The 24,863-nt window shown below is 58.9% G+C and carries 22 protein-coding genes and 1 pseudogene; 12 read left to right on the top strand and 11 right to left on the bottom strand.

Features of this window, described 5'->3' with window-relative positions; genetic code table 11:
* Complete coding sequence (locus OQ460_RS05790; RefSeq protein ID WP_410020914.1) at window positions 1-579, top strand: cob(I)yrinic acid a,c-diamide adenosyltransferase; 579 nt, start codon at window positions 1-3, stop codon at window positions 577-579.
* Window positions 580-603: 24 nt separating this feature from the next.
* On the opposite strand, the gene OQ460_RS05785 is transcribed toward OQ460_RS05790, so the two are convergent.
* The 3 genes from OQ460_RS05785 to secA form a co-directional block, all read right to left on the bottom strand.
* Window positions 604-1,551: a Nudix family hydrolase gene (locus OQ460_RS05785; protein WP_410020913.1), complete on the bottom strand. Its 948-nt coding sequence runs from the start codon at window positions 1,549-1,551 to the stop codon at window positions 604-606.
* 68 nt (window positions 1,552-1,619) lie between these two features.
* A complete protein-coding gene (gene argJ / locus OQ460_RS05780; RefSeq protein ID WP_410020912.1) occupies window positions 1,620-2,837 on the bottom strand; it encodes a bifunctional glutamate N-acetyltransferase/amino-acid acetyltransferase ArgJ in 1,218 nt (405 codons plus the stop codon).
* Between the two features lie 121 nt (window positions 2,838-2,958).
* Window positions 2,959-5,688: a preprotein translocase subunit SecA gene (gene secA, locus OQ460_RS05775; RefSeq protein WP_410020911.1), complete on the bottom strand. Its 2,730-nt coding sequence runs from the start codon at window positions 5,686-5,688 to the stop codon at window positions 2,959-2,961.
* 305 nt (window positions 5,689-5,993) lie between these two features.
* On the opposite strand from secA, the gene OQ460_RS05770 reads away from it, so the two are divergent.
* Entirely contained in the window at window positions 5,994-6,449 is a 456-nt protein-coding gene (locus OQ460_RS05770; protein ID WP_410020910.1) for a DUF721 domain-containing protein, read from the top strand.
* Window positions 6,450-6,475: 26 nt separating this feature from the next.
* Here OQ460_RS05770 and OQ460_RS05765 read toward each other — a convergent pair whose 3' ends face one another.
* The gene (locus tag OQ460_RS05765) at window positions 6,476-7,954 is read right to left on the bottom strand and encodes a helicase HerA-like domain-containing protein (protein ID WP_410020909.1); all 1,479 of its coding nucleotides are present in this window, start codon (window positions 7,952-7,954) and stop codon (window positions 6,476-6,478) included.
* A gap of 195 nt (window positions 7,955-8,149) precedes the next feature.
* On the opposite strand from OQ460_RS05765, the pseudogene OQ460_RS05760 reads away from it, so the two are divergent.
* Together OQ460_RS05760 and OQ460_RS05755 are read left to right on the top strand one after the other, a co-directional pair.
* A pseudogene (locus OQ460_RS05760) lies at window positions 8,150-9,181 on the top strand (cache domain-containing protein); the annotation flags it as partial.
* A gap of 93 nt (window positions 9,182-9,274) precedes the next feature.
* Window positions 9,275-10,039 (top strand): methyl-accepting chemotaxis protein, encoded by a 765-nt coding sequence (locus OQ460_RS05755; RefSeq protein WP_410021935.1) that lies wholly within the window; start codon window positions 9,275-9,277, stop codon window positions 10,037-10,039.
* Between the two features lie 36 nt (window positions 10,040-10,075).
* On the opposite strand, the gene OQ460_RS05750 is transcribed toward OQ460_RS05755, so the two are convergent.
* Together OQ460_RS05750 and purU are read right to left on the bottom strand one after the other, a co-directional pair.
* The gene (locus OQ460_RS05750) at window positions 10,076-10,279 is read right to left on the bottom strand and encodes a hypothetical protein (RefSeq protein WP_410021934.1); all 204 of its coding nucleotides are present in this window, start codon (window positions 10,277-10,279) and stop codon (window positions 10,076-10,078) included.
* A gap of 87 nt (window positions 10,280-10,366) precedes the next feature.
* Complete coding sequence (gene purU / locus OQ460_RS05745) at window positions 10,367-11,215, bottom strand: formyltetrahydrofolate deformylase (RefSeq protein ID WP_410020908.1); 849 nt, start codon at window positions 11,213-11,215, stop codon at window positions 10,367-10,369.
* A 342-nt stretch (window positions 11,216-11,557) separates the two neighbouring features.
* Between purU and mvaT the strand changes: the two genes are divergently transcribed.
* Entirely contained in the window at window positions 11,558-11,932 is a 375-nt protein-coding gene (mvaT, locus tag OQ460_RS05740) for a histone-like nucleoid-structuring protein MvaT (protein WP_410020907.1), read from the top strand.
* Window positions 11,933-12,021: 89 nt separating this feature from the next.
* Here mvaT and sbcB read toward each other — a convergent pair whose 3' ends face one another.
* Window positions 12,022-13,449 (bottom strand): exodeoxyribonuclease I, encoded by a 1,428-nt coding sequence (sbcB, locus tag OQ460_RS05735; RefSeq protein WP_410020906.1) that lies wholly within the window; start codon window positions 13,447-13,449, stop codon window positions 12,022-12,024.
* A gap of 213 nt (window positions 13,450-13,662) precedes the next feature.
* Between sbcB and OQ460_RS05730 the strand changes: the two genes are divergently transcribed.
* From OQ460_RS05730 to OQ460_RS05705, 6 genes are read left to right on the top strand one after another with little or no spacing between them, the layout of a single operon-like run.
* Window positions 13,663-14,355 carry an RDD family protein gene (locus tag OQ460_RS05730; RefSeq protein ID WP_410020905.1) on the top strand — a complete coding sequence of 231 codons (693 nt, stop codon included), beginning with the start codon at window positions 13,663-13,665 and terminating at the stop codon, window positions 14,353-14,355.
* Window positions 14,352-15,332 (top strand): stage II sporulation protein M, encoded by a 981-nt coding sequence (locus OQ460_RS05725; protein ID WP_410020904.1) that lies wholly within the window; start codon window positions 14,352-14,354, stop codon window positions 15,330-15,332. The genes OQ460_RS05730 and OQ460_RS05725 overlap by 4 nt, the downstream gene beginning before the upstream one ends.
* Entirely contained in the window at window positions 15,319-16,842 is a 1,524-nt protein-coding gene (locus OQ460_RS05720; protein ID WP_410020903.1) for a DUF4129 domain-containing protein, read from the top strand. The genes OQ460_RS05725 and OQ460_RS05720 overlap by 14 nt, the downstream gene beginning before the upstream one ends.
* Window positions 16,839-17,996: a DUF4350 domain-containing protein gene (locus OQ460_RS05715; RefSeq protein WP_410020902.1), complete on the top strand. Its 1,158-nt coding sequence runs from the start codon at window positions 16,839-16,841 to the stop codon at window positions 17,994-17,996. Before OQ460_RS05720 ends, OQ460_RS05715 begins: the two co-directional genes overlap by 4 nt.
* Window positions 17,993-18,997 (top strand): AAA family ATPase, encoded by a 1,005-nt coding sequence (locus OQ460_RS05710; protein ID WP_410020901.1) that lies wholly within the window; start codon window positions 17,993-17,995, stop codon window positions 18,995-18,997. Before OQ460_RS05715 ends, OQ460_RS05710 begins: the two co-directional genes overlap by 4 nt.
* Before the next feature lie 7 nt (window positions 18,998-19,004).
* The gene (locus tag OQ460_RS05705) at window positions 19,005-20,336 is read left to right on the top strand and encodes a DUF58 domain-containing protein (RefSeq protein WP_410020900.1); all 1,332 of its coding nucleotides are present in this window, start codon (window positions 19,005-19,007) and stop codon (window positions 20,334-20,336) included.
* Window positions 20,337-20,342: 6 nt separating this feature from the next.
* Here the strand turns inward: OQ460_RS05705 and OQ460_RS05700 are convergent, their stop codons facing one another.
* Both OQ460_RS05700 and OQ460_RS05695 read right to left on the bottom strand, forming a co-directional pair.
* Entirely contained in the window at window positions 20,343-20,702 is a 360-nt protein-coding gene (locus OQ460_RS05700; RefSeq protein WP_410020899.1) for a PilZ domain-containing protein, read from the bottom strand.
* 199 nt (window positions 20,703-20,901) lie between these two features.
* Complete coding sequence (locus tag OQ460_RS05695; RefSeq protein WP_410020898.1) at window positions 20,902-21,276, bottom strand: tetratricopeptide repeat protein; 375 nt, start codon at window positions 21,274-21,276, stop codon at window positions 20,902-20,904.
* Between the two features lie 174 nt (window positions 21,277-21,450).
* On the opposite strand from OQ460_RS05695, the gene pyk reads away from it, so the two are divergent.
* The gene (pyk, locus tag OQ460_RS05690; RefSeq protein ID WP_410020897.1) at window positions 21,451-22,902 is read left to right on the top strand and encodes a pyruvate kinase; all 1,452 of its coding nucleotides are present in this window, start codon (window positions 21,451-21,453) and stop codon (window positions 22,900-22,902) included.
* Window positions 22,903-23,015: 113 nt separating this feature from the next.
* Here pyk and OQ460_RS05685 read toward each other — a convergent pair whose 3' ends face one another.
* Together OQ460_RS05685 and OQ460_RS05680 are read right to left on the bottom strand one after the other, a co-directional pair.
* Window positions 23,016-23,765 carry an enoyl-CoA hydratase-related protein gene (locus OQ460_RS05685; RefSeq protein ID WP_410020896.1) on the bottom strand — a complete coding sequence of 250 codons (750 nt, stop codon included), beginning with the start codon at window positions 23,763-23,765 and terminating at the stop codon, window positions 23,016-23,018.
* A 28-nt stretch (window positions 23,766-23,793) separates the two neighbouring features.
* Window positions 23,794-24,726, bottom strand: a complete 933-nt coding sequence (locus OQ460_RS05680; RefSeq protein WP_410020895.1) for an iron-sulfur-binding ferredoxin reductase — start codon at window positions 24,724-24,726, stop codon at window positions 23,794-23,796.
* Window positions 24,727-24,863 lie beyond the last annotated feature (137 nt).

Here is a 24,863-nt window from a genome sequence, read left to right as displayed (position 1 = left end):
ATGGGCTTTCGCCTGTCGAAGATTTACACCCGCACCGGCGATAAAGGCGAGACCGGCCTGGGTGACGGCCGCCGCGTGCCCAAAGATCATCCGCGGGTAGAAGCCATTGGCGAAGTCGACACGCTCAATAGTCAGCTGGGGTTGCTGCTGGCTGGCCTTGAGGAACAGAGCGGCAAGCACCCTGGGCTGGAAGACGTCATCGAAGTGCTGGCGCCCTGCCAACACCGCTTGTTCGATTTGGGTGGCGAGTTGGCGATGCCGGTGTATAAAGCGCTGAATGCAGGGGAAGTTGATCGACTGGAAGCGGCGATTGATCGCTGGAATGAGGAGGTCGGGCCGCTGGAGAACTTCATTTTGCCGGGCGGTTCCGCGCTCATTGCCCAGGCCCACGTGTGTCGCAGCCTGGCCCGCAGCGCGGAACGCAGGTGCCAGCAGTTGAATGCGATCGAACCGTTGGAAGGTGTGGGGCTGGCGTATATCAACCGGCTGTCGGACTTGCTGTTTGTTGCAGCGCGGGTGATTGCCAAGCGCCAGGGGGTTGCAGAGGTTTTGTGGCAGGCGGCGGCTAAGCCGCACTGACATTCTGCTGGATTTTGTATTGTTTTATCTGGCCTCAGGCCAAAACGCCCGAATCCCCGCTACACCTTGAGCACCGGCTTCCCAGGCTATTTCACGCTCAGCAGGTCCGACGCCGCCCAAGAGAAAGACTGGCTTGCTGAACCCACTGATCAACTGCTTGGCCTGCTCCCAACCCAACGGCTGCGCATCGGGATGGGTCTGGGTCGGTTGCACCGGCGATAGCGTGACAAAATCCACGTCCATCAATTCGGCCAGCGCCAGCTCCTCGGCATTATGGCAAGACGCCGCCAGCCAGCGATCCTTGGGCAGCGGCCGTCCCTTGCTGGCGTACTTGCGCAGTTGTGCCGACGTCATGTGCCAGCCCGCGGAGGGAAAATCACCCAGCCATTCAAACGGCCCCTTGAGCATCAACTGCGCCTTGCCCGCGCACAGGCCTACAGCGTCTACCGCCAAGTCCCGATATTTCGGGTCGTAGCCGTTGGGCGCGCGTAGTTGCACCAGCTTGATACCGCTAGCAATCGCCTGCTGAATTCCGCGTAACAATGTCGGTGTTTCCAGTTCGCCGGGCGTGATCAGGTACTCGGCGGGCAAACGAGCCGCCGCGACGATAGGTGCATTCGCCGCCGGAAATTCGTAGTTCGACAAGTCCCGCGGCATTACCCATTCAAGAGGCTGCCCTTCCGCGCCATGGGGCTCACCGGTAAACGCCGAAACCTCCCAGACATCCAGCAACACCTGCTTGTCCGGGTAGTCATGCTGAATTTTGATCAACGGTCGCGCCGCAGTGACCTGGATGCCCAACTCTTCCAGCAACTCTCGAGCCAGCGCCGTAGCGACTGTTTCATGGGCCTCCACCTTGCCGCCGGGAAATTCCCAGAGGCCACCCTGATGCTGGGTGTCTGCGCGGCGCGCCAGCAGAATCCTGCCACCACTACCACGAATAACCGCTGCTGCTACATGAACTCGTTTCACCGTACTACGTCCTCCAACCAAACCTTGAATGACAGGGCCGCCGCGCAGCCCTGCCCGCGACTGACGTATCAGGTGCGGTATTCGGCGTTGATCTTCACATACTCGTGGGACAGATCGGTGGTCCAGATAGTCTCGCTGCAATCGCCGCGACCCAATTCGATACGTATGGTGATTTCTTCCTGTTGCATCACCGCCGAACCCTGGGCCTCGGTGTATGTCTCGGCGCGAGCGCCCTTGCTCGCGATGCATACTTCGCCCAGGAACACGTCGATCTTGCTGACGTCCAGGCTCGGTACGCCGGCACGGCCGACGGCTGCCAGAATACGACCCCAGTTGGGATCGGACGCAAACAGCGCCGTCTTGATCAGCGGCGAATGAGCCACCGTGTAACCGACATCCAGGCACTCCTGGTAATTGCCGCCGCCATTGACTTCGACAGTTACGAATTTGGTCGCGCCTTCGCCATCGCGCACGATGGCCTGGGCCACGTCCATGCACACTTCGAACACTGCTTGCTTCAACGCGGCGAACAGCGGGCCGTTGGAAGAGGTAATTTGCGGCACGTCGGCCTTGCCGGTCGCAATCAACATGCAGCAGTCGTTGGTCGACGTGTCGCCGTCGATGGTGATGCGGTTGAACGATTTGTTGGCACCGTCCAGCATCAGGTTTTGCAGCACGTCACGGGAGACTTTGGCGTCGGTGGCGATGTAGCCAAGCATGGTCGCCATGTTCGGACGGATCATGCCAGCACCCTTGCTGATGCCGGTGACGGTAACGGTGACACCTTCATATACGAACTGACGGCTCGCCCCCTTGGGCAACGTGTCAGTGGTCATGATCCCGGTGGCGGCGGCTGCCCAGTTATTCTCGGACAGGTCGTCCAACGCCGCTTGCAACGCGCCTTCGATCTTTTCCACCGGCAGCGGTTCGCCGATCACTCCAGTGGAGTAAGGCAGGATCTGGTTGGCATCGACCCCTGTCAGCTCCGCCAGTTTGGCGCAGGTACGGGCAGCAGCGACCAGGCCCGGCTCGCCGGTACCGGCGTTGGCATTGCCGGTGTTGGTCAGCAGATAACGCACAGGGCCTTCTACACGTTGCTTGGCCAGGATAACCGGCGCTGCGCAGAATGCATTCAGAGTAAATACACCGGCAACGGTAGAACCTTCGGCACAGCGCATCACTACCACATCCTTGCGCCCCGGGCGCTTGATGCCGGCCGAAGCAATACCGAGTTCAAAACCGGCTACCGGGTGCAGCGTAGGCAAAGGACCAAGACCAACAGCCATGAATGCGCTCCTTAGAAAATGTGATGTCTGTGCCGTCGTCATCGACGGAGAAATAATGGCAAAACGCCGCGACGGCTGAGGCCGGTCGCGGCGCAGGGTGTTGCAGCTTCAGGCGAAAATCTTAGTTGATTTCGCCGTGGCAGTGTTTGAACTTCTTGCCCGAACCGCACCAGCACGGCTCGTTGCGGCCCAGCTTCTGCTCGTTGCGTACTGGTGCCTGGGCTACGTCAACCTCTTCGCCCAACACTTGCGGTTCGTCAAGACCAGGTGCCTCGTCATGCTGGAACTGCATACGCGCAGCCAGGGCTTCAGCTTCCTGACGCAGGCGCGCTTCCTCCTCGATCGGGTCTTCGCGGCGTACTTGAACGTGGGACAGCACACGAATCGAATCGCGCTTGATCGAATCCAGCAACTCGGAGAACAGCGTGAACGACTCGCGCTTGTATTCCTGCTTCGGGTTCTTCTGGGCGTAGCCACGCAAATGGATACCATGACGCAGGTGGTCCATGGTCGACAGGTGGTCTTTCCACAGGTCGTCCAGCACGCGTAAAACGATTTGCTTCTCGAAAGTGCGCAGGGCTTCGGCACTCGCCTGCTCTTCTTTCTCGTTATAAGCAGCCAGCAGCTCGGCCATCAGTTTTTCGCGCAGGGTTTCTTCGTACAGATGATCGTCTTCGTCGAGCCATTGCTGGACGGGCAAGTCGACTCCAAAATCGCTCTTCAACGCAGCTTCCAGGCCTGCGACATCCCACTGCTCAGGTAGGGATTGTGGCGGGATATGCGCGGAAACAGTGGCGTTGAGCACGTCCTGGCGGAAATCGGCAATGGTTTCGCCAATGTTGTCGGCGGCCAGCAACGTGTTACGCATGTGATAAATCACTTTACGCTGTTCGTTGTTGACGTCATCGAACTCCAGCAACTGCTTGCGAATATCGAAGTTGCGACCTTCTACCTTGCGCTGGGCCTTTTCGATGGCATTGGTCACCATGCGATGCTCGATCGCTTCACCGGACTGCATGCCCAGGGCCTTCATGAAGTTCTTCACCCGGTCCGAGGCAAAGATGCGCATCAGGCTGTCTTCCAGGGACAGGTAGAAACGACTGGAACCGGCGTCACCCTGGCGGCCGGCACGACCACGCAACTGGTTATCGATACGACGCGATTCATGACGCTCGGAGGCGATCACCTGCAAACCACCGGATTCCAGCACTGCCTGGTGGCGTTTTTGCCAATCGGCCTTGATCTGGGCTATCTGTTCAGGGGTTGGGTTGTCGAGCGAAGCTACTTCAACCTCCCAGTTGCCGCCCAACAGGATGTCGGTACCACGACCGGCCATGTTGGTGGCGATGGTCAGCGCACCTGGACGACCAGCCTGGGCGATGATCTCGGCTTCTTTTTCGTGGAACTTGGCGTTGAGGACCTTGTGCTCGATGCCCTCCTTGTTGAGCAGATTGGACATGTGCTCTGACGTTTCGATGGTGGCGGTACCCACCAGCACCGGGCGGCCGTGGGTCATGCACTCCTTGATGTCAGCGACGATGGCCGCGTATTTCTCTTCGGCGGTCAGGAACACCAGGTCGTTATAGTCTTTACGGGCCAGCGGCTTGTTCGGCGGGATAACCATCACCGACAGACCGTAGATCTGGTGGAATTCGAACGCTTCGGTGTCAGCAGTACCGGTCATGCCAGAAAGCTTGTTATACAGACGGAAGTAGTTCTGGAAGGTGGTCGATGCCAATGTCTGGCTCTCGGCCTGGATATTGAGCACTTCCTTGGCTTCGATGGCCTGGTGCAGGCCTTCCGACAAACGACGACCGGGCATGGTACGACCGGTGTGCTCGTCGACCAGCACGACCTGGCCGTCCTGGACGATGTATTCGACATTGCGATTGAACAGCTTGTGAGCACGCAGGCCAGCATAGACGTGAGTCAACAGGCCCAGGTTATGCGCCGAGTACAGGCTCTCGCCTTCAGCCAGCAGGCCGATCTGGGTCAGCATTTCTTCGACGAACTGGTGACCGGCTTCGTTGAGTTCAACCTGGCGGGTCTTCTCGTCGATGGAGTAATGACCTTCTTTGGTCACTACGCCTTCCACTTCCTCGATGTGCTGTTCAAGGCGTGGGATCAGCTTGTTGATCTCGGTGTACAGGCGCGAGCTGTCTTCTGCCTGGCCGGAGATGATCAGCGGGGTACGGGCTTCGTCGATCAGGATGGAGTCGACTTCGTCGATCACGGCAAAATTGAGTTCACGCTGGAATTTTTCTTCCATGCTGAACGCCATATTATCGCGCAGGTAGTCAAAACCGAATTCGTTGTTGGTGCCGTAGGTGATATCGGCAGCGTAGGCGGCACGCTTTTCTTCCGGCGGCTGGAACGGCGTTACCACGCCAACAGTCAGGCCGAGGAACTCATACAGCGGGCGCATCCAGTTGGCGTCCCGGCGGGCCAGGTAGTCGTTCACCGTCACAACGTGCACGCCCTTGCCGGACAGCGCGTTGAGGTAAACGCCCAGGGTCGCTACCAGAGTCTTGCCTTCACCGGTACGCATCTCGGCAATCATGCCTTCATGCAGGGTCATGCCACCGATCAACTGAACGTCGAAGTGGCGCATGCCCATGACGCGCTTACCGGCTTCGCGGGCTACCGCAAAGGCTTCGGGAAGCAGCTTGTCGAGGGTTTCACCTTTGGCTATGCGGGCCTTGAACTCTTCGGTCTTGGCGCGCAACTGCTCGTCCGACAGGGCAACCATCTGCTCTTCGAAGGCATTGACCAGCTGCACCGTCTTGAGCATGCGTTTGACTTCGCGCTCATTCTTGCTTCCAAAAAGTTTCTTTAACAAAGGCGCAAACATATCGGCAGGTTCTTCCACACTTAGGGATGGAGGGCGCACCGTGAGTGGCCCGAGCAGCCCTCACGGCCGCATGCGAACGCGTATTCTACCCGGAAACGTGGGTGAAGAAAGTGGCGTTGTTGCGCGATGCTGGCTCAGCTCTCTGGGAGGGCTTATTTAAAATAAGGGCTTTTTCCTGAACTTCAACCCATAGGGGCGAGAAGTTACTTATTGATTTAATGGACAAACTGCCGCCAAAGCAATGGGCGCAGTGACGCAGGCACTTTCTGCTACCATGGCTGCTCTGTTACTTAAGGTGTCTGATCATGGCATTTCGCCCACTTACGGCCCGTGCTCCCGCCGTGTTGCTTCGCGAAGCCAAGCCCCTGAAAGCCATCTTTGGTCACGCGCAACGCTTGGGCCAGCTGCAACGCCTGCTGGAAAGCCAATTGCAACCTGCGGCCCGAGAACACTGCCATGTAGCCTCATGGCGCGAAGGTACCCTGCTGCTGATTGTCACCGACGGGCATTGGGCGACTCGCCTGCGCTATCAGCAAAAACGTTTGCAGCGCCAGTTGCAGGCATTTGATGTGTTCGCCAGCCTGACGCGCATCCAGTTCAAGGTTCAGCCACCCACCGTACAGCAAGGTGCGGTGGGGCATACGATGGACCTGTCGGTAAATGCCGCCGAGACGATCCAAGCGACAGCAGATGGGATCAGCGACCCGAAGTTGCGCGCGGCGCTGGAGCGATTGGCCAGTCATGCCAAACCCAAGGCCTGAAGTGACACGCTCCCACAATGTGATGGCTATTTGCGCTTGCTACCGCCCAGCAAAGACCCCAGCAGCCCGCGCACCAACTGCCGGCCCATCTGATTCGCCGCTTGCTGCATCGCTGACTTCAGAGCCTTGCCCGCGGTGGTTCCCAGAAACGCTCCGGCCTTGTCGGTAAAACTCGGCTCTTCAGCCGCCGCCGGGGCGCCAGCTTCAGGTCCCAGCGCTTTGCGTGCCATCAGCACTTCGTAAGCCGATTCCCGATCAACCGGCTTGTCATAGCGGCCCAATAGCGACGAGCTGGCGATCAACGCCGCCCGCTCGGCCTCGGTCAACGGACCGATTCTCGACTGCGGCGGCGCCACCAGCACCCGCTGGACTACCTCTGGCGTACCTTTTTCCTGCAAGGTACCTACCAACGCTTCGCCTGTCCCAAGCTCGGTCAGCGCTGCCAGGGCATCAAACGCCGGGTTCGGCCGGAAGCCATCGGCCACTGCCCTCAGGGATTTCTGTTCCTTGGTGGTGAACGCCCGCAGGCCGTGCTGGATTCGCAATCCCAGTTGCGCCAGCACGGTATCCGGCAAGTCGCCAGGCGACTGGGTGACGAAATACACCCCGACACCTTTGGAGCGGATCAACCGCACTACCTGTTCCAGACGTTCCTGCAACGCCTTGGGCGTGTCGGCAAACAGCAAGTGCGCTTCATCGAAAAACAGCGCCAGCAGAGGCTTTTCGGCATCGCCACGCTCTGGCAGTTGCTCGAACAGTTCCGCCAGCAACCACAGCAAAAAGGTGGCGTAGACCTTCGGAGACTCGTGCACCAGGCGGCTCGCATCCAGCAGATGAATACGTCCGCGGCCGTCGCTGGCCGGTTGCAGAATATCTTCCAGTTGCAGCGCCGGCTCGCCGAACAGGGCTTCTGCCCCTTGTTGTTCCAGCACCGCCAGGCGTCGCAGCAACGCTTGACTGGAACCGGTGGTCATCAGGGCCGCGTCATCACCCAACAGTTCCGGATGAAACTTGAGGTGATTGAGCAGCGCCTTGAGGTCCTTGAGATCCAGCAGCAACAATCCCTCGCGATCCGCCACTTTAAAGGCGGCGTACAAGGTCGACTGCTGACTGTCCGTCAGCTCCAAAAGGCTACCCAGCAACAGCGGGCCCATTTCACTCAAAGTCGTGCGAAGTGGATGTCCAGACTGACCGTGGATATCCCACAACGTCACCGGATATGCCTTAGGCGTGTAGTTCAAGAACGGCATGCCGGCAATTCGCTCGGCCACCTTACCCTGAGGGTTGCCTGCGGCACCCAGGCCACACAGGTCGCCCTTGATATCCGCAGCGAATACCGCGACGCCAGCGTCACTGAATGCTTCCGCCAGGCGTTGCAGGGTCACGGTCTTGCCCGTCCCTGTCGCACCGGCGATCAAGCCATGGCGGTTAGCCAGGCGCATGGCCTGGGCGATCGGCTGAACGTTGAGGTCTGCACCAATCAGGAGTTGCGATGAGTCAGGCATTTTGTCACCCATGGTTAATCTTTGGCGCTGCACGGTCGATACACACAAAGCGAGAGACCAAAAAGGTCTTGAAAACAGACCGGATAGTTCCTGCAGGAGCAGATGGAAATATCACACTTTTTTCAACGCTGCCATTTTGCGCGTTTACATAAGAGCGCGCTTCGGACACTAAGACCTTAGCGGACACGACAAGCCATGAATAAAAATCTGCGCTTCAGCCACAAAATCCTGCTTGCAGCTGCCCTTATCGTCATTGCCGCTTTCGCGTTGTTTACCTTTTACAACGACTACCTGCAACGCAATGCGATTCGCAACGACCTCGACAACTATCTGCACGAGATGGGTGATGTCACCGCCAGCAACATCCAAACCTGGCTCGCCGGACGCATTGTCCTGGTAGAAAACGCCGCACAAAACATCGCCATCAATCCGCAGCCGGCGGTAGTTGCCAGCTTGCTGGAGCAGAAGTCCCTGACAACATCGTTCATGGCCACCTACCTGGGTGACAGCAGCGGTGGCTTCACCATCCGCCCCGATGCCAAGATGCCCGATGGCTTCGATCCACGTGTCCGGCCCTGGTACAAAGGTGCCCAGAGCAGCAACGGCTCAACCCTGACCGAGCCCTATATCGATGCTGCCACCGGGCAATTGATCATTTCCATCGCCACCCCCAGCAGCAAGGCCGGGCAAAGTGTGGGCGTGGTTGGTGGCGATCTGAGCCTGCAAACCCTGGTGGACAACATCGCCGCGCTGGACTTCGGTGGCATGGGCTATGCGTTCCTGGTCAGTGCCGACGGTAAAGTGCTGGTACACCCGGATAAAGACCTGGTGATGAAAGCTCTAAGCGAGGTCTACCCGACGCACACCCCGAAAATCAGCGAAGACTTCAGCGAAGTCGAGGTTAATGGCAAGACTCGCATCGTCACCTTTGCCCCGATCAAGGGCCTGCCTTCAGTACATTGGTACATCGGCCTGTCGGTAGATAAAGATAAATCCTTCGCCATGCTCAGCGAATTCCGCTCATCAGCCATTATCGCCACCATTATTGCGGTGGTGATTATCATCGCCCTGCTGGGTATGCTGATCCGTGTGCTGTTGCAACCGCTGCATGTCATGACCCGCGCCATGGAAGACATCGCCGACGGTGAAGGCGACCTGACGCGCCGCCTGAATATCCAGAACCACGACGAGTTCGGCATTCTAGGCCAGGCCTTCAATCGCTTTGTAGAACGGATTCACACCTCGATTCGCGAAGTATCCTCGGCTACCGGACAAGTCAATGAAGTGGCATTGCGCGTAGTCAGCGCGTCCAACTCGTCGATGATCAACTCCGACGAGCAGGCCAACCGAACCAGCAGCGTTGCCGCAGCGATCAACGAACTGGGGGCCGCCGCCCAGGAAATCGCACGCAATGCCGCCCAGGCCTCTCACCAGGCCAGCGATGCCCGGCATCTGGCCGAGGACGGCCAGCAAGTGGTTGAGCGCAATATCAAGGCAATGAACCAGTTGTCAGCGATGATCAGCACCTCGAGCAGTAACATCGAAGCGCTCAACAGCAAGACCGTAAACATCGGGCAGATTCTCGAGGTCATCACCAGTATTTCCCAGCAAACCAACCTGCTGGCGCTAAATGCGGCCATCGAGGCAGCACGAGCCGGGGAAGCCGGGCGCGGCTTCGCAGTGGTAGCCGACGAGGTGCGTAACCTGGCACACCGCACGCAAGAGTCGGCGCAACAGGTGCAAAAGATGATCGAAGAACTGCAAGTAGGCGCTCGGGAATCCGTCAGTACCATGAGCGAAAGCCAGCGCCATAGCCTCGACAGTGTGGAAATCGCCAACCTTGCGGGCGAGCGCCTGACCAGCGTCACCCAGCGCATCAGCGAGATTGACGGCATGAACCAGTCTGTTGCCACCGCCACTGAGGAACAGACCTCTGTCGTGGAGTCGATCAACATGGACATTACCGAAATCAACACACTCAATCAGGAGGGCGTCGAAAACCTGCAGTCGACCTTGCGCGCCTGCTCTGACCTGGAGCAGCAAGCGTCACGATTGAAGCAATTGGTAGGCAGTTTCCGTATTTAAACTCAGCCCGTTTCAAGGTCTTTGAGAGGCTGGTATTTAAACCGTATCAGGGCCGAGCTTGCCGTGAGGTCCTGACGCCGCTGGCTCCGCAGCCTGCTGTAACTGCTCCCACAACCGCGCCGCGCCGGGAAACTCGGTGCCGTCCTCGGCATCGAGGGCATCCGGGTCATACCGACTCAGACAGCCCTCCCCCAACGTTGCAGGTGCTCTGGATGTGGCTTTATCCAAAGGATCACTCATCATCCGATCCTCCTATCCGAGATTAAGAAAAAGGGCCTGAAGCGATTAAACGCCCAGGCCCTTTGTTCTTCAATCACTACAGATCAATCAGAACACCACAGTCTTGTTGCCATGCACCAGGACCCGGTCTTCCAAGTGATAGCGCAGGCCACGGGCCAGAACCATCTTCTCGACATCACGACCGAATCGCACCATATCTTCAATGCTGTCACTATGGCTGACACGGACCACGTCCTGCTCGATGATCGGGCCTGCGTCCAACTCTTCGGTGACGTAATGGCACGTCGCGCCGATCAGCTTCACGCCCCGCAGGGAGGCCTGGTGATAGGGCTTGGCACCGACAAACGAAGGCAGGAAGCTGTGATGAATGTTGATCACCTTGCCGGCGTATTCGCGGCACAGTTCCGGCGGCAGGATCTGCATGTAGCGCGCCAGCACCACCACATCGGCCTCGTGCTGCTTGACCAGACGTGAGACTTCGGCAAAGGCCGGCTCTTTATTCTGCGAGTCGACCGGAACGTGGTAATACGGGATGCCGTGCCACTCGACCATGCTGCGCAGATCATCATGGTTGGAGATCACGCAGGCGATTTCGCAATCGAGCTCATCGCTGTGCCAACGGTGCAACAAGTCCGCCAGGCAATGAGATTCGCGGCTGGCCATTAACACCACGCGTTTTTTCTGCTCGGTGTCGGCGATGCGCCAAGTCATCGAAAACTCTTCGGCGATAGGTGCAAACGCCTCACGAAAAGCCTCGAGACCAAAGGGCAGCGTGTCGGCACGGATCTCGTGACGCATAAAAAACCAACCGCTGAGATTGTCCGAGTGATGACTCGCTTCGGTGATCCAGCCGTTGTGGGAGGCCAGGAAGTTACTGACTTTAGCAACGATACCGACCCGGTCCGGGCAAGCAATCACCAGACGAAAAGTGCGCATTAGGGGGAAACTCCAGAACTTCGCAAAGGTCGCCATTCTAGCGATTACGCAGAAAAACTGCAGTATTCCTCAAGCTCATTGCACCCAGCGGTGCCACGCCCCCCTTAATCGCACAGGGCTGTGGCCTGTAAACATTCACATACAAACAGCTGTTAGATGAGATTTAAAGCGACTTTCTTAAGCCCCGTAGATCGGTATTAATTAACTCGCTCACAACCGCACATCGCAAATAAAGAATATAAATTACATAAATCCGGCCTTAAATGTTTACTTAAGCAAACCGCCTGATTATTATTGGGCCACTATTTTTGTCACCCAGCGCCCTACATAAGGTATGTCCACATGTCCCTGATCAACGAATATCGCGCCACCGAAGAAGCTATCAAAGAGCTGCAAGCCCGTTTGAAGAACCTGTCCCAAGACGACAAACTGCAAACCGAGCTGGAATTCGAAGGCAAACTGCGCAGCCTGATGGGCGAATACTCCAAATCCCTGCGTGACATCATCGCGCTGCTGGATCCGGAATCGAAAGTTAAAGCGCCACGCGGTGCCGTAAAAACTACCACGACCAAGCGCGCACGCAAGGTCAAGCAATACAAAAATCCACATAACGGCGAAGTGATTGAAACCAAAGGTGGCAATCACAAGACTCTGAAAGAGTGGAAAGCCAAGTGGGGCGGCGATGTTGTTGAAGGCTGGGCTACCCTGCTGGGCTAAGTCCCGCTCGGTCATGCACTGATTCACGACGCAATAAAAAACGCCAGCTTGCTGGCGTTTTTTATTGCGTGGATTTTCTTGAAAACCGATTACAGACTCAGGCGCTGACATAAAGAGTCGGCATACGCCTGCCATTGATCAAGCACCTGACGCTGAAACGTTGTAGCACTAACGTACAACTCGAGCCTGGCTAGATTGAAACTCTCGAAGGTATTTGGCGCTCCGTACGCAGCGTCCGACAAACGTTGCTGACAGAAGAGCTTCCAGCGTTGTTGCTCTTCGCTGTTCAAGGTTTCAGCAAAGTTACGGGCGCGGTAGCGAAACAATAATTCCGGTAATCGGTCATCATCAAAAGGCCATGGCTGGCGCGCCAACTGTGCAGGTTCCGCCGCCCGGACTTGCTCACATAAACGCCGGTCACGGTCGCCGATAAAACCGTCATACAGCTGTTGCTCAGGATCGGCGCATGAAGCAAATTCTTCTTCGGCATAAATCGCCGGTAATTTGTCGCGCCAAACTTCCTGTGCGTCAGTTAGTCGCAGCGCCCTGGCCTGAAATTCACCCATATCCAGGTTCAGACGCTGCCGATCTTCGGCCCGCAACACATTCAACGGCGCCACCACCGGGCAACGATTGATATGTATCAACTTGAGCGGCACCGGCAACTCGCCGTCTGCCAGCTCATCCCGTCGGGTATACAGGCGCTGGCGCAAAGTCTCGGCATCCAGGCTCAGCAACCCCGCGGGATCAAGACCCAGGTCACAGACGATCAGGGCGTTGCGATTGCGCGGGTGCCAAGCCAGCGGCAGGACCACCCCAAGATAATGACGCTCGGCTGAGAAGCGCCCGGAGATATGCACCATGGGTTGTAGTAACCGGATCTGGTCCATGACTCGCTGCTTGCTGCGCTGCTGAAACAGCCAGTGGTAGAGCTTGGGCTGCCTGTCACGAATCAACCGGGCCAAGGCGATGGTGGCGCGCACATCCGACAAGGCATCGTGAGCCTGGCCATGGTCGATCCTATTGGCTGCCGTCAGGCGCTCGAGTTTGAGGGTCACGCGCCCGTCCTGCTCCGGCCAGACAATGCCCTCCGGGCGCAGGGCATAGGCTGTACGCACCACATCAATCAAGTCCCAGCGACTGTTGCCGCCCTGCCATTCCCGCGCATAAGGGTCGAAAAAATTGCGGTACAAACTGTAGCGCGTCATTTCATCATCGAAACGCAGAGTGTTGTAACCCGCACCACAGGTGCCAGTAGCCGCCAGCTCCGTGTGTACGCGCGTCATGAAATCAGCCTCTGCCAGGCCTTTTTCCGCAAGTTGGCCGGGCGTTATGCCGGTGATCATGCACGCCGCTGGATGCGGCAGGATGTCATCACTGGGTTGGCAGTAGAGGTTGACCGGCGGTCCGATTTCGTTGAGTTCGAGGTCGGTTCGAATCCCGGCCACCTGCAGCGGGCGGTCGTTACGCGGATTGATGCCGGTGGTTTCATAGTCGTACCAGAAGATCGAGGTCACGGGCTATTCCTGTGCTGAAGACCGACAAAGTCTAGGCGCTGAACCACAGTTGGGGCCAGCGTCATATGCACTGGATAAACATTCAGTGAAACCTTGGCGCATTTTGAGGTGTTACTTGCACCGACGACACTGCTAGCATCGACCGTTCTTAATGAACCGGCGAGCCGTGAAGGCCGCCCCATATCCAACCATTTCGTACTGACAGAGAACGCAATGCCATCCGCGCCACTGGATACCCGCTACCAGATCGAGACCCCAGAGGGCATCGACCTGCCGCTACGCCCCGCCGGCCTGGCGCCTCGTGCGCTGGCGTTCGGTTTCGACTTGGGCTTGCGCGGCCTTGTGCTCGGCATCCTGTATATCGCCCTGGCCTTTCTCGGCAACCTGGGTGTCGGCCTGGGCGCTATTCTGCTGTTCCTCGTCAGCTGGTGGTACATGGTGCTGTTTGAAGTACTCAACCAGGGGTGCTCGCCTGGTAAACAGATCATGGGCCTGCAGGTAGTACAGGACGACGGCACGCCCATCGGCTGGTCCGCGTCGCTGATCCGTAACTTGCTGCGATTTGTCGACATGCTGCCGTTCGGTTACTTCCTGGGTGCTATCAGTTGTCTGCAGCATCCCCACTTCAAGCGCCTGGGCGACATCGCAGGTGGCACCCTGGTGATCTATCGCCAGCGGCCACTGATGCGGCCACAACTGCCACAGGCAGCAGCCCTGAGCCTGCCTTTTGCGCTTGACCTGAACGAGCAGCGCGCGATTCTCGGTTTCGCCGAACGCCAGGGAGAACTGTCAGCCGAACGCGTCCACGAACTGGCCGCCATTCTCGCCACGCCCTTGCAGGTTCCGCCAGCGCGTGCAGCAGAACAACTCAACGGCGTTGCCCGCGGGTTGTTGGGGCCCGCATGAAACAGAGCCTTTTCGAAAACCGGCACCAACCACAATGGCAAGCTTTTGCGGCTCAACTGCAACAGCTCGAGCAGGGCAAGGCAAAAGCCCAGGACCTGGCCAGCTTCCCCCGTGACTACCGACGCCTGTGCCAGCATCTGGCCCTGGCCCAGGAGCGAGGCTACAGCAGCTATCTGGTAGACCCATTGCAACAATTGGCGCTACGCGGCCATCAACAGTTGTATCGCCACCGTAGCCGACTGGCTGCCAACATCCTGAGTTTTCTGCTGGCCGGTTTCCCCCGACTGGTTCGTGAACAGTGGCGATTCGTCCTAGTGGCCAGCCTGCTGTTCTTCGGCAGCTTGATCGGCATTGCATTGCTGGTCTACCTGTTTCCGGGCCTGATCTACAGCATCGTCAACCCGCAACAAGTCACCGAGATGCAGAACATGTACGACCCCGCCGTCAGCCGCTTGGGGCTCGCCGCCGAACGGGCATCGAGTGAAGACTGGATGATGTTCGGTTATTACGTCATGCATAACATCGGCATCGCGTTCCAGACATTCGCCGGTGGCTTGCTGTTTGGCCTGGGCAGCGTGTTCTTCCTGTTTTTCAATGGCCTGATGATCGGGGCTGTTGCCGGTCATCTCACAGAAATCGGCTACGGGCAGACTTTCTGGTCATTTGTTGTCGGCCATGGCGCCTTTGAACTGACAGCCATCGCCCTGGCCGGGGCGGCAGGCCTGCAACTGGGCTGGGCGCTGATTGCGCCCGGGGCTTTGCCTCGAGGCGAAGCGCTGCGCCTGGAGGCCCGCAAAAGCGTACAGATGATCTGCGGGGTTATTTTATTGCTGCTGATCGCAGCGTTTATAGAAGCCTATTGGTCCTCCATGACTTCCGTGAAGCCTTGGGTCAAATACCTGGTGGGGGCCGCGCTCTGGGCAGTGGTAGCCATTTATCTGCTGTTCGCCGGTCGGAGTCAGCATGCGCCTGAGTGATGCCAGCGTAGTGATTCGTCCCCGCACGTCCTGGGAAGCCATGGACCTGGGCGTGTTGCTGGCCCGCGAGCACCGTGTGTTACTGATGGGCAGTTGGGCCTTGGTGAGCCTGCCGGTTTTTGCCCTGCTCTGCCTTATGCTGTGGGACCACCCTTCCCTCGCAATGCTGCTGTTCTGGTGGTTGAAACCCGCATTTGACCGCCTGCCGCTGTACATCCTGTCCAAAGTCCTGTTTGGCGAGACGCCGACCCTCAAGCAAGCCGTCCGCCAATGGCCATACCTGCTCAAGGGCCAATTGCTGGCCAGCCTGACCTGGCGGCGCTTTAGCCTCAGTCGCAGCTTCCTGATGCCCGTGGTGCAACTCGAAGGTCTCAAGGGGCAGGCCCGCCAGCAACGCCAGGGAATACTTCAACAACGTAATGCCGGTGCCGCCCGCTGGCTGACGCTTATCGGCATGCATCTTGAAATAGTGCTGTGGGTCGGCCTGATGGCGTTGCTCTACCTGTTTCTGCCCTATCAGGTTGAGCTGGATTGGGACTGGCAACAACTGGCACTTGCCAGCGAACAGGACTGGTTCTGGCTGGAGCACCTGAGCAATGCTCTTTACGCCCTGGTCCTGGTGTTCTGGGAGCCGATCTATGTAGCGTGTGGATTCAGCCTCTACCTGAACCGGAGAACCGTGTTGGAAGCCTGGGACCTGGAACTGGTGTTCCGCCGGTTGCGCCAACGCCTGGCTTCAGTTGCTACGGTCATGTTGCTGGCGATCGGCCTGGTGCTGATTGCACCAGCACCACGCGCCATGGCCGGAGAACCGCTGGAAGCCTTGAGCCCCCAAGCTGCCCACCAGTCGATCAAGGCACTGCTGGAGCAACCGCCATTCAAGCACCCGGAAACCGTCACGCATTATCGCTTCGGCGACGAAAAACCTGGCAAAAAACCAGGGCAGGATAGCGAGGCGCATCTGCCCGCCTGGCTGAAATCGCTGCTGGACAACCTTAACAGCAACACATTGAAGCCCTTGGCCCAAATGCTCGAAGTGCTGTTATGGGCGGCCTTGGCAGGCGCTCTCACCTTGATGATCTGGCGCTACCGCGATTGGCTGCGCACCTTTGTCAGCGGCCCCAGCATTCGCCAACCCACGCCCACCAAACCTGCACCCACGCAACTGTTCGGCCTGGACCTGAATGCCCGGACGCTACCCGACGATATCGCAGCAAGCGCCGAACAACTTTGGTCGACACACCCACGGGAAGCCCTCGGCCTGCTTTATCGCGGCTTGCTCAGCCGGCTACTCCATGACTTCAACCTGCCGTTGAAAAGCGCCGATACGGAAGCTCAGGTCCTGGAGCAAGTTCGCCATCTGCAACAACCGCAACTACTAGCGTTCAGCGATGACTTGACCCGACATTGGCAGAACCTCGCCTATGGCCATCGCCTGCCGCCAACCCAGGCTCAAAACCAGCTGTGCAACAATTGGCGAGCCTTGTTCGGCCCTGAGGGGGGGCAATGAATCGGCCACTGCTGGGACTCGGGTTACTGCTCAGTTGCCTACTGGTGGCTGGTGGTTTTTACGCCTGGCACAAGGCAATCCCCTATGAAGAAGTGGTGGATCGCGGCCCCTCCCCTGAAGCCCAGGCCAACCCGTACCTCGCGGCCGAGCACTTCCTGCGCAAGCAGGGCCTGAGCGTCGCGCACGTCAACAACCTTGAACACCTGGCCAGCCTTCCTCCCAATGGCAACAGCCTGCTGTTACTTGGTGAACGCAGCCACATGTCGCCACGCAGGGTAGAACAGTTGCTGGCCTGGACCAAGGCCGGCGGCCATCTGTTGCTGGTGGCCGAAGCCATCTGGGATGACGAAACCCAGGCCAGCGGTGACCTGTTGCTTGATCGCTTGCAGTTGCGCCAACTGTTCAGTGAAAACTTCGATCAGACAGCCCTGCATCGTAAACGCAACAAACCCGACCTCACCCGACTGTATGTCGACAACGAAACCGACCCTACCTTTTTCAGTTTCGATACCGACTTCCATCTCATCGACCCCAGGCACCTGGCTCAGTTCTCGGCCAACAGCGCCAAGGCCAGTCACCTGATGCAGCTTCATCTCGGGCAAGGCAAAGTCACCGTAATCACCGATAGCGAGCTATGGAAAACCCCAGCCATTGCCTTGCACGACAACGCCTGGCTGCTCTGGCACCTGACTCAGGGCACTGATGTCACGCTACTGTCGAACAATGACGCCGAAGACCTGTTCAGCCTGTTGTTGCGCTACTTCCCACAAGCGCTTGTCGCGCTCGCGGCCTTGATCCTTCTAGGCCTGTGGCAGGCTGCCATGCGCCAGGGGCCTGTCCAGGCGCCCGCGCCCAGGGCACGACGACAGTTGCAGGAACACTTGAATGCCAGCGCCGACTTCCTGCTGCGCCGCAGCGGTCAAAACAGCTTGTTGCAAGCCTTGCAACGCGACATTCTGCGCACCGCCCGGCGCCGCCATCCCGGATTTGAACACCTTGATGCCGATGAGCAGTGGCAAGCCCTGGAACGCCTGACCCACCAGCCAGCCCTTATCATCAGCCAAGCCTTGGGCCCACTCCCGGCAAAACGACTTTCCAGTGTCGACTTCAGCCGCCAGGTGGCCTACCTGCAAACTCTCAGGAATGCCTTATGATCGAACATCCAGTTGACCCCTCCCCGACCGCCGACGACGCGCTGACACGGCAACGGGCCAGCCAGTTGGCCCAGGCTCTGCGTACCGAACTGCGAAAAGCGGTGATCGGCCAGGACCGGGTGATCGACGAGGTTCTGGTTGCGTTGATCGCTGGCGGCCATGTGTTGCTCGAAGGCGTTCCCGGCCTGGGCAAGACCCTGCTGGTGCGTGCCTTGGCCCGCTGTTTCGACGGTGAGTTCGCACGCATCCAGTTTACCCCGGACCTGATGCCCAGCGACGTCACCGGGCATGCGGTGTACGACCTGCATACCGAACAATTCAAATTGCGAAAGGGCCCAGTTTTCACCCATCTGCTACTGGCGGACGAGATCAACCGGGCACCGGCGAAAACCCAGGCTGCATTGCTCGAAGCCATGCAAGAACGCCAGGTCACCCTGGAAGGCGAAGCCTTGCCCATCGGGCAGCCATTCATGGTGCTGGCAACCCAGAACCCTATCGAACAGGAAGGCACCTATCCACTACCGGAGGCCGAGCTCGACCGTTTCATGCTCAAGGTGCGAATGGATTACCCCGAGGCACAGCAAGAGCTCGATATGGTCCGCGAGGTGACTCGTTCATCCCGCGCCGACATGCTCGATGTACAGCCACTGCGCACCGTGCTGCAAGCCAGCGATGTGCTGCTGTTGCAGCAAGTCGCCAGTGCGCTGGCACTGGACGAACAAGTACTCGACTACGCCGTACGCCTGGCCCGCACCACGCGCAGTTGGCCCGGCCTGAGCATCGGCGCTGGCCCACGCGCGTCCATTGCACTGGTCCAGGGAGCCCGTGCTCGGGCCTTGCTGCGCGGTGGCGAATTCGTGACCCCCGACGACGTCAAGGACGGTGCCCTGGCCGTACTGCGCCATCGAGTACGTATCGCTCCAGAGCTGGATATCGACGGACTGGAGGTGGATCAAGTACTCAAACAGCTGCTGGACCAAGTGCCGGCGCCACGACAATGACACGCCCATGAGACCCACTCGCCTACTGTTGACCTGGCTCGCGGCGCTGCTAGGCCTGAATATCGTACTCGGCACCTTTGCAGCCTTGCAGTTCAACGTGCCGGACACCCTTCACTCAGTGGCCTGGGGCTTGCTCCTGGCCCTGTTACTGTTGGCCCTGCTGGATGGCGGCCGCCTGCAGCGCCGCCCCTCGCCTAACGTCCGACGGCAGATTCCCGGCAGCCTGGCATTGGGGCGTTGGAGCGACGTGCGAATCACCCTGGACCATAACTACCCGCATGAATTGGCCGTGAGCGTGTTCGATCACGTGCCGGATGGCCTGAGCGTGGACAATCTGCCTCAATCCATCGCTCTGCGACCCGGAGCAAACAGTGAGCTGGGTTATCGCCTGCGCCCTTTGCGCCGTGGGCACTTCAACTTTGAGCACTGCGAAATCCATCTGCCCAGCCCATTCGGGTTGTGGTTGGCACGGCGCCATATACCCGTCAGTGATGTCACACGGGTGTATCCGGATTTCGCGCGGCTCTACGGTGCGCAGTTGTTGGCGGTAGACAACTGGCTCAGCCAGCTCGGCGTACGCCAGCGCCAGCGGCGCGGGCCTGGGCTGGAGTTTCACCAATTGCGTGAGTATCGCGAGGGTGACAGCCTGCGGCAGATCGACTGGAAGGCTACAGCTCGCCAGCGCACGCCGATTGCCCGGGAATACCAGGATGAGCGTGACCAACAGATTGTGCTGATGCTGGACTGTGGCCGGCGTATGCGCAGCCAGGATGGCGAGTTGTCGCATTTCGACCACGCCCTCAATGCCTGCCTGCTGCTCAGCTATGTGGCTCTGCGCCAGGGCGATGCAGTAGGTTTGTGCACCTTTGCCGGGGAACAGCCACGCTACCTGGCGCCGGTCAAGGGCAGCGGCCAACTGAACCAGTTGCTCAACGCCGTATATGACCTGGATACCACCCGCCGTACTGCCGACTATCAGGCAGCCGCCAGCCAACTGCTGGCCCGCCAGAAACGTCGAGCACTGGTGATTGTGGTGACCAATTTGCGGGATGAAGACGATGAAGAGCTACTGACAGCCGTCAAGCGAATCAACCGCCAGCACCGCGTACTGGTCGCCAGCCTTCGCGAAGAAGTCCTCGATCAATTGCGCCGAGATCCCGTGCAAACCCTGCCCCAAGCCCTCGCCTACTGTGGCGCCGTCGATTATCTCAATGCCCGGGAAGAACTCCATGACCGCTTGAAGACCCAGGACCTGGCGTTGCTGGACGCCCGTCCTTCGGAGCTGGGCGCAGCACTGGTGACACGCTATATGGGCTGGAAAAAAGCCGGGGCACTCTAGTGGTAGCTAGGCCGAAGCCTGTAAGGGATCAAAGCTGAAATAATGCAACAGCGCATTGATCAACGACTGATACTCAAGGGAGGCCTGCACTACACGGAACCCCGAATCATAGTGCCGGGGATTGATATCTTCATGGCTCCACAGGCATCTGGCAGTAAGGTCAATGACCTGTACATCGTCCCCAGGCCCTGGAACCTTCAAGCACAGCTCAAAATCCATGTCGACCATCATCGGCAATTGACTGACCAACATAAGACCCTCCTCGGAAACATTGCCCAAGTATCCGATGAGCTTATCCGTATGGCGGTTAAAAACCCGCAAAAAGCATGGTAACTGGTGTCGTTCAATTCGCCGGTGGGTAAACATGATGAAGTCGCCATCCAATGGCCATGAATCTGGCCGCTCCAGTGATTCGGAACGGGCCGCCGTCGCCAGCAGCCCTTCCCCCCCCCTCAACAGACCGCGCTATGCCACATTACAGCTGCCGGATACGGGGTTATACAAACACACTTTCAAAGAATAGCTCTCCTAGGGCAAGAGGCCAGCAGTCAAATGATAAATATCATCACAATGCCGCCGGCCTGGCCTGGTTGGCTCGGCCCGCCGGGTAGTGCCCCAGTTGCGCCAGCGTATCGAGTCGGGCACGGGCGCGGAACGCGTACTCGCTCGCAGGGTATTGGCTGATGATGAATTGATAGGTTTGCACCGCGTCGACAAACAGCTTCTGGCGCTCCAGGCACTGCCCGCGCAACATCGACACCTCGGGTTGCACATAGCGACGGGACCGACTCTGCCGGTCGACCTGCGACAGTTCGAGGGTAACCCGCTCACAATCGCCCACGTTGTAGGCCCGATAGGCGTTATTCAAATGATGGTCCATCGACCAACGGGTACAGCCAGCAACACCAACCGCCAAAGCAACAATGATCACAATTCTCATGAGGGCTCTCCTGTCTTGAGCAGTGTATCGACCCCTATGCGAAAATCTTCAAGACTGTTCACCTGCCCCACAGAGCGAAAACAAGCTAATCAACAATAAGTAGTGCAAACGAACAATGACTACAGCCAAAGAGCATAGTAGCCTTCCCCAGCGCTAGAACTCAGGAGTCCGTGCATGTCCGTCCGTCGTACCAAAATCGTCGCCACCCTTGGCCCGGCCAGTAACTCGCCGGAAGTCCTCGAACAGCTGATTCTGGCTGGTCTGGACGTTGCCCGTCTGAACTTCTCCCACGGCACCCCGGACGAGCACAAGGCTCGCGCCAAGCTGGTGCGCGACCTCGCGGCCAAGCACGGTCGCTTCGTCGCCCTGCTGGGTGACCTGCAAGGCCCGAAAATCCGCATCGCCAAGTTTGCCGACAAGCGGATCGAGCTGAAGATCGGTGACAAATTCACCTTCTCCACCAGCCATCCGCTGACCGAAGGCAACCAGCAGGTCGTAGGTATCGACTACCCGGATCTGGTCAAGGATTGCGGCGTCGGCGACGAACTGCTGCTGGACGACGGCCGTGTGGTCATGCGTGTCGACACTGCCACCGTCACCGAACTGAACTGCACCGTGCTCATCGGTGGCCCGCTGTCGGACCATAAAGGCATCAACCGTCGCGGTGGTGGCCTGACCGCGCCAGCCCTGACCGAAAAAGACAAGGCTGACATCAAGCTTGCTGCCGAAATGGAAGTGGACTACCTCGCCGTGTCCTTCCCACGCGACGCTGCCGACATGGAATATGCCCGTAAACTGCGCGACGAAGCCGGCGGAACCGCTTGGCTGGTGGCGAAGATCGAACGCGCCGAAGCCGTGGCCGATGACGAAACCCTCGACGGCCTGATCAAGGCGTCCGACGCCGTGATGGTTGCCCGTGGCGACCTGGGTGTGGAAATTGGTGACGCCGAGCTGATCGGCATCCAGAAAAAGATCATTCTGCACGCACGCCGCCACAATAAAGCGGTGATCGTAGCGACCCAGATGATGGAGTCGATGATCCAGAACCCAATGCCGACCCGCGCTGAAGTGTCCGACGTGGCCAACGCCGTGCTCGACTACACCGACGCCGTGATGCTTTCGGCTGAAAGTGCCGCCGGCCCGTACCCGCTGGAAGCTGTGCAGGCCATGGCGCGCATCTGCGTCGGTGCCGAAAAGCACCCGACCAGCAAGACCTCCAGCCACCGCATCGGCAAGGTCTTCGAAAGCTGCGACCAGAGCATCGCCCTGGCCGCCATGTACACCGCCAACCACTTCCCGGGCGTGAAGGCAATCATCGCCCTGACCGAAAGTGGCTACACGCCGTTGATCATGTCGCGCATCCGTTCCTCGGTGCCGATCTATGCGTTCACGCCACACCGCGAAGCCCAGGCCCGCGCGGCGATGTTCCGTGGCGTGTACACCATTCCGTTCGATCCGGCCTCGCTGGCACCGAACGAAGTCAGCCAAAAGGCTATCGAAGAGCTGGTCAAACGCGGCGTCGTAGAGAAAGGCGACTGGGTCATCCTGACCAAAGGCGATAGCTACCACACCACTGGTGGCACCAATGGCATGAAGATCCTGCACGTGGGCGACCCGCAGGTCTGAGTGACACGCTGAAAAGCAATGTAGGAGGGGGCTTGCTCCCGATTGCGGTGGATCAGTTACAGATAGGCTGACTGACACACCGCTATCGAGAGCAATCCCCCTCCCACATTTGGTTAGCGTCGATTGATAAACCCCGACAACGCCGCAATCGCTTCCGGCGACCTCAACCGCTGGGTAAACAACGCCCCCTCCTCCTCGATCACCTGCCGCAACTGCTCACGATCAACGTTTTTCATCAGTTGCTTGGTCACCTGCACCGCTCCCGGTGCCAAGACTTCAAAGCGCTCGGCAATTTCCCGCGCCTTGGCCAAGGCCGCTTCGCCACTGTGCAGCGCCTCGGTAGCAATGCCCCATTCAGCCGCCTGCGCGCCCGAAAATTCTTCACCCAGCAGCAACAATTCAGCCGCTTTCGCATGCCCGAGCAAACGCGGCAGGATCAGGCTCGAACCAAACTCCGGGCACAGCCCCAGGTTCACGAACGGCATACGCAATCGCGCATCCCGACTGACATACACCAGATCGCAATGCAGCAGCAGCGTGGTGCCAATACCTACCGCCACACCGGCCACGCCGGCAACCACCGGTTTGCGGCAATTAAGCAGGCTCTTCATAAAGTAAAACGGTGGGCTGTCGAGGTCCGCGGGCGGTTGTTCAAGGAAGTCGCCAATGTCGTTGCCAGCGGTAAAACACTCGCTGCTGCCTTGGATCAACACGGCATTGATAGTCGGGTCTGCATCGGCCTGTTCCAGCGCCTCGGCCAATCGACTGTACATTGCGCGAGTCAGGGCGTTTTTTTTGTCGGGGCGATTGAGTTGCAGGATCAGCAGCCCGCGATCGCGTTGCAACAGGATGGCGTCAGTCATGATCATTCTCGCAAATGAGAATCAGCGTTCAACTACGAGGCAGGAACACATCAGCCAGCAGTTGATTGCGCGGCAATCCGGCCAGGAACAGGCGTTTGGAAAACGCCTCAATGCTGGCAGGGTGCCCGCAGAGTAAGGCCAGTGTTTGCCGGGACACAAGCCGCAGTTGCGCCAAAGCCTCAGCCAACTGCGCCGCAGTCCATAGCTCCACCGTCAGGTTGGAATGACTGGCGGCCAGCGCAGCCAGGGGCTCAGCCAAATAATGGGCGCTGTCATCATGTGCCAGGTGAATCACGCGGATGGCGCCTTGGTGATCCTGGCGCAATGCCTCCCTCAACACACCCCAGAGCGGTGCGATCCCCGTACCGGAACCGATCAGCCAGAGCGGTCGCGCCTGCCAGTCCGGGTCGTACTGCAGCGCCCCGCCGCGTAACTCGCCCAGGTGCAGACTGTCGCCAGCCTTGAGCGTGCGTGCGGCATCACTGAATTCACCAGGCAAACGGCAATCGAGGTGAAACTCCAGGAACGGGTCGACCTGAGGCAGGCTGGCCAACGAATAAGGCCGCGCGACCTTGCCCGCCCACAACACCAGATGCTGGCCCGCCTGATAACGCAGGCCGCGCTCCGGTTGCAGGCGCAGACGCAGGACTGACGGAGTGAGCCAATCGACCCGCAGCACGCGCGCGGCCAAGCCATCGTTCAACGGATCAAAGGCTTCAACCTGCAGGTCGCCAATAACCTGGCATTGGCAGGCCAGGCGCCAGCCCTCCTGACGCTGCGCGGCGCTCAACGCATCGGGTTGTTTGTCCTGGACCTCACCCCGACAACGTACCAGGCAGGCATGACAACTACCGGCCCGGCAGCTGGAGGGCACGGCCACACCGGCCTGGTTCAGGGCATCCAGCAGGTTGTTGCCGGTGGGTACCGACCAGTGGCGTTCGCCGACGTGCAGTTCAGGCATGGAAAGTCTCGGATCAAAAAGGCGGACACAGGAAATCACGCCCGGCAGAGTTTGACCATCGTCGGGTGTATCGGCCATCGCGCCGGGTTATACTGCCGCGCCTTTTTAGCGTCGCGCCAGTACTTTCGGCGTGTCTT

The sequence above is a fragment of the Pseudomonas imrae genome (assembly GCF_046352735.2).
Taxonomy (GTDB): Bacteria; Pseudomonadota; Gammaproteobacteria; order Pseudomonadales; family Pseudomonadaceae; genus Aquipseudomonas; species Aquipseudomonas imrae.
Note: the sequence above shows the minus strand (reverse complement) of the source record. Positions and strands in the feature narration are given on the sequence as shown.

What these genes read in the sequence shown, in the direction of transcription:
- OQ460_RS05790 (WP_410020914.1), top strand. Translation starts at nt 1, where the DNA reads ATGGGCTTTCGCCTGTCGAAGATTTACACCCGCACCGGCGATAAAGGC.
- argJ (WP_410020912.1), bottom strand. Translation starts at nt 2,837, where the DNA reads ATGGCTGTTGGTCTTGGTCCTTTGCCTACGCTGCACCCGGTAGCCGGT.
- secA (WP_410020911.1), bottom strand. Translation starts at nt 5,688, where the DNA reads ATGTTTGCGCCTTTGTTAAAGAAACTTTTTGGAAGCAAGAATGAGCGC.
- OQ460_RS05770 (WP_410020910.1), top strand. Translation starts at nt 5,994, where the DNA reads ATGGCATTTCGCCCACTTACGGCCCGTGCTCCCGCCGTGTTGCTTCGC.
- OQ460_RS05765 (WP_410020909.1), bottom strand. Translation starts at nt 7,954, where the DNA reads ATGCCTGACTCATCGCAACTCCTGATTGGTGCAGACCTCAACGTTCAG.
- OQ460_RS05755 (WP_410021935.1), top strand. Translation starts at nt 9,275, where the DNA reads ATGATCAACTCCGACGAGCAGGCCAACCGAACCAGCAGCGTTGCCGCA.
- OQ460_RS05750 (WP_410021934.1), bottom strand. Translation starts at nt 10,279, where the DNA reads ATGAGTGATCCTTTGGATAAAGCCACATCCAGAGCACCTGCAACGTTG.
- purU (WP_410020908.1), bottom strand. Translation starts at nt 11,215, where the DNA reads ATGCGCACTTTTCGTCTGGTGATTGCTTGCCCGGACCGGGTCGGTATC.
- mvaT (WP_410020907.1), top strand. Translation starts at nt 11,558, where the DNA reads ATGTCCCTGATCAACGAATATCGCGCCACCGAAGAAGCTATCAAAGAG.
- OQ460_RS05730 (WP_410020905.1), top strand. Translation starts at nt 13,663, where the DNA reads ATGCCATCCGCGCCACTGGATACCCGCTACCAGATCGAGACCCCAGAG.
- OQ460_RS05725 (WP_410020904.1), top strand. Translation starts at nt 14,352, where the DNA reads ATGAAACAGAGCCTTTTCGAAAACCGGCACCAACCACAATGGCAAGCT.
- OQ460_RS05720 (WP_410020903.1), top strand. Translation starts at nt 15,319, where the DNA reads ATGCGCCTGAGTGATGCCAGCGTAGTGATTCGTCCCCGCACGTCCTGG.
- OQ460_RS05715 (WP_410020902.1), top strand. Translation starts at nt 16,839, where the DNA reads ATGAATCGGCCACTGCTGGGACTCGGGTTACTGCTCAGTTGCCTACTG.
- OQ460_RS05710 (WP_410020901.1), top strand. Translation starts at nt 17,993, where the DNA reads ATGATCGAACATCCAGTTGACCCCTCCCCGACCGCCGACGACGCGCTG.
- OQ460_RS05705 (WP_410020900.1), top strand. Translation starts at nt 19,005, where the DNA reads ATGAGACCCACTCGCCTACTGTTGACCTGGCTCGCGGCGCTGCTAGGC.
- OQ460_RS05700 (WP_410020899.1), bottom strand. Translation starts at nt 20,702, where the DNA reads ATGTTTACCCACCGGCGAATTGAACGACACCAGTTACCATGCTTTTTG.
- OQ460_RS05695 (WP_410020898.1), bottom strand. Translation starts at nt 21,276, where the DNA reads ATGAGAATTGTGATCATTGTTGCTTTGGCGGTTGGTGTTGCTGGCTGT.
- pyk (WP_410020897.1), top strand. Translation starts at nt 21,451, where the DNA reads ATGTCCGTCCGTCGTACCAAAATCGTCGCCACCCTTGGCCCGGCCAGT.
- OQ460_RS05685 (WP_410020896.1), bottom strand. Translation starts at nt 23,765, where the DNA reads ATGACTGACGCCATCCTGTTGCAACGCGATCGCGGGCTGCTGATCCTG.
- OQ460_RS05680 (WP_410020895.1), bottom strand. Translation starts at nt 24,726, where the DNA reads ATGCCTGAACTGCACGTCGGCGAACGCCACTGGTCGGTACCCACCGGC.